This is a genomic window from Micromonospora sp. NPDC002411 (assembly GCF_053592955.1).
The window spans coordinates 1-3,417 of sequence record NZ_JBSFBM010000505.1 but is presented as its reverse complement, the minus strand read 5'-3'; the positions used below and the strand labels follow the sequence as shown (position 1 = coordinate 3,417).

General features: G+C 71.1%; 3 protein-coding genes. 1 reads left to right on the top strand and 2 read right to left on the bottom strand.

Annotation, left to right across the window (positions count from 1 at the left end):
- Nucleotides 1–287, bottom strand: a 287-nt coding sequence (locus tag ACWCO3_RS33035; RefSeq protein WP_450013849.1) for a gluconeogenesis factor YvcK family protein, incomplete at its 3' end; no start/stop codon positions are given.
- Nucleotides 284–1,186 carry an RNase adapter RapZ gene (gene rapZ, locus ACWCO3_RS33030; RefSeq protein ID WP_278148049.1) on the bottom strand — a complete coding sequence of 301 codons (903 nt, stop codon included), beginning with the start codon at nucleotides 1,184–1,186 and terminating at the stop codon, nucleotides 284–286. The genes ACWCO3_RS33035 and rapZ, both read right to left, overlap by 4 nt.
- A gap of 277 nt (nucleotides 1,187–1,463) precedes the next feature.
- Here rapZ and recQ point away from each other — a divergent pair, with 277 nt between their 5' ends.
- Complete coding sequence (gene recQ, locus ACWCO3_RS33025; RefSeq protein WP_450013847.1) at nucleotides 1,464–3,305, top strand: DNA helicase RecQ; 1,842 nt, start codon at nucleotides 1,464–1,466, stop codon at nucleotides 3,303–3,305.
- Nucleotides 3,306–3,417 lie beyond the last annotated feature (112 nt).

Genomic DNA, 3,417 nt, shown 5'->3' with positions numbered 1-3,417 from the left:
CGGCGCTGGCCCTGTCGTACGCCCATGGGGTACGTGAGCACTTCCCGGACGGCCAGTTGTACGTCGAACTGGGCGGCTCCGGCCAGCGCCACCAGCGCCTGGCGCAGATCACCCGGGGGCAGACCGCCCCGCTCGGCACGCAGTCGGCCGCTGGAGCCGCCGTCGTCCCCGACGGTGACCACCGCGGTGATGTCGAGATCGAGTTCGGGGGCGCAGTGACGCAGCGCGCGCAACGAGGCGGACAGCCCGTGCCCGCCGCCGAACGCCACCACCCGCCGGGACGTCATTCCCGCCCCAGGTCGCGGTGCTGGGCGTTCGCCGCCAACCCGGAGTGACGCAGTCGGCTGGCCAACTCCTCGGCGATGGCCACGCTGCGGTGCTTGCCGCCCGTGCAGCCCACGGCGACCGTGAGGTACCGCTTGCCCTCCCGCTCGAAGCCGGTCGTCGTCGCGTTCACCAGGTCGGCGTACGAGGCGACGAAGGCGTCCGCGCCCTCCTGACCCAGCACGTACGCGCTGACCGCCTCCTCCCGCCCGGTGTGCTCACGCAGCTCCGGCACCCAGTACGGGTTGGGCAGGAAGCGGGCGTCCAGCACGAAGTCGGCGTCCGGCGGCAGGCCGTACTTGAAGCCGAACGACAGCACAGTGACCCGCAGCCGGCGCGCGTCCTCGCCGCCGAACAGCTCCTCGATGCGCCGGCGGAGCTGGTTGACGTTCAGGTGGCTGGTGTCGATGATCACGTCGGCCTGGTCGCGTGCCTCCTCCAGCAGGCCGCGCTCCACGGCGATGCCGTCGGCGAGCCGCCCGTCACCCTGCAACGGGTGCGACCGGCGAACGCTCTCGAACCGTCGGATCAACACCTCGTCGTCGGCGTCGACGAAGACCACCCGAGGCGAGAACCCGCGCTCCTTGAGCTCCCGGATCGCCCCGGCCAGGTCGGTGGAGAAGGCCCGCGACCGCACGTCCAGCACCATCGCGGTACGCCGAGCCGCGCCGCCCGCCTTGAACGCCAGCTCGGCCATGTCCAACATCAGCGCCTGTGGCAGGTTGTCGACCACGTAGTAGCCGACGTTCTCCAACGCCCTGGCGACCGTGCTGCGGCCGCCGCCGGAGAGCCCGGTGACCACCACGAGTGTGGTCTCCGACTCTGCCGTCGACTGTCCGTCGACCGCATCCGGGTCGTCGATCCGATCACCGACTGTGCGCGCCTCGCTCACCCGTACCCCCAAGCCGTGGCGCCGCGGCCGCCGTTGGCCGCGATTGGTCAATCAGCGACTCTATCCCGCTTCCGGGTCGAGTCCGCGCACCCGCCACGGCCTGCCACCCCTCACCCTCGATGACGATCAGTAACCATGAGCGCGCTCTTCGCGATCTTCGCAGGCCAGGCCGGACAGCCCGGCGGTGACAGCCACCGCCCGGGTGCGCCGGGCGGGCGCTGTCGGTGTCGGCTCGTAGACTCCCCGGATGGCCTCCCCCACCGACCTGCGGACCGAGGGCGCGTTGCCGGTGCTGCGCCGGGTGTTCGGCTACGACGCCTTCCGCGGCTTCCAGCAGGACGTGATCGACCACGTGGTCGACGGCGGCGACGCGCTGGTGTTGATGCCCACCGGTGGCGGCAAGTCACTGTGCTACCAGATCCCGGCCCTGGTCCGCGACGGCGTCGCGGTCGTCGTGTCGCCACTGATCGCCCTCATGCAGGACCAGGTCGACGCGCTCACCGCCGTCGGCGTCCGCGCCGGGTTCCTTAACTCGACCCAGAGCCTGGACGCCCGACGGCGGGTCGAGGCCGCCTTCGTCGCCGGCGAGTTGGACCTGCTCTACCTCGCCCCGGAGGCGCTCGGCGTCCGCTCCACGCTCGCCCTGCTGGACCGGGGGCGCATCTCCCTGTTCGCAATCGACGAGGCGCACTGCGTGTCCCAGTGGGGGCACGACTTCCGCCCCGACTACCTGGCACTGTCGATGCTGCACGAACGCTGGCCGCAGGTGCCACGGATCGCGCTGACCGCCACCGCGACCAGCGCCACCCGCACCGAGATCGCCAGCCGGCTCAAGCTCGACGACGCCCGCCACTTCGTGGCCAGCTTCGACCGGCCCAACATCCAGTACCGGATCGTGCCCAAACGGGAGCCCCGCAAGCAACTGCTGGCACTGCTGCGCGACGAGCACCCGGGCGACGCCGGGATCGTCTACTGCCTGTCCCGCGCCTCCGTCGACAAGACGGCGGAGTTCCTGGTCGCCAACGGGATCGCCGCACTGCCGTACCACGCGGGCCTGGACGCCACCACGCGCGCCGCCAACCAGCAACGCTTCCTCCGGGAGGACGGCCTGGTGATGGTGGCCACGATCGCCTTCGGCATGGGCATCGACAAGCCAGACGTACGCTTCGTCGCCCACCTCGACCTGCCCAAGTCGGTCGAGGGCTACTACCAGGAGACCGGCCGCGCCGGACGGGACGGCCTGCCGTCCACCGCGTGGCTCGCGTACGGGCTGCAGGACGTGGTTCAGCAACGCAAGATGATCGAGACGTCCGACGGCGACCTCGCCCACCGCCGCAATCTCGCCGCCCACCTGGACGCGATGCTCGCCCTCTGCGAGACGGTGCGCTGCCGGCGCGTCCAACTGCTCGAATACTTCGGCGAGACCTCCACGCCCGCCTGCGGCAACTGCGACACCTGCCTCAACCCGCCGGAGTCCTGGGACGGCACCGTCGCCGCCCAGAAGCTGCTCTCCACGGTCTTCCGCCTCGACCGGGAGCGCAACCAACGCTTCGGCGCGGGGCACTGCATCGACATCCTGCTCGGCAAACACAACGACAAGATCAGCCAGCACGGCCACGACTCGCTGACCGTCTTCGGCATCGGCTCCGAGCTGAGCGAGGCGGAGTGGCGGGGTGTGGTCCGGCAACTGCTCGCCGAGGGGCTGCTCGCCGTGGAGGGCGACTACGGCACGCTCGCCCTGACCGACACCAGCGCCGACGTGCTCGGCCGCCGCCGTACTGTCACGATGCGCCGCGAGCCGGAGAGGCCGACGTCGAGCCGCTCGTCGAAGCCGCGCGGCTCGGCCACCGTCGTCGCCGAGCTGACCCCGACCGCCGCGCCGGTCTTCGAACGCCTGCGCGGCTGGCGGGCGACCACCGCCAAGGAGCAGGGCGTTCCGGCGTACGTGATCTTCCACGACGCCACTCTTCGCCAGATCGCCAACGACGCACCGAGCACGCTCGCCGAACTGTCCCGCGTCAGCGGGGTCGGCGAGAACAAGCTCGCCAAATACGGCGAGCAGATCCTGGCCGTGCTGGCCAGCGACTGAGACACGACGAAGGGCCGGGCCCCGTGGTGGGGTCCGGCCCTTCGTCGTTCGTGTGCTGTGTGGTTTAGCTGGTGGCGTAGCCGCGGGTGGCGATCCAGTCGGCGAGGTGCTC

What these genes read in the sequence shown, in the direction of transcription:
- recQ (WP_450013847.1), top strand. Translation starts at nt 1,464, where the DNA reads ATGGCCTCCCCCACCGACCTGCGGACCGAGGGCGCGTTGCCGGTGCTG.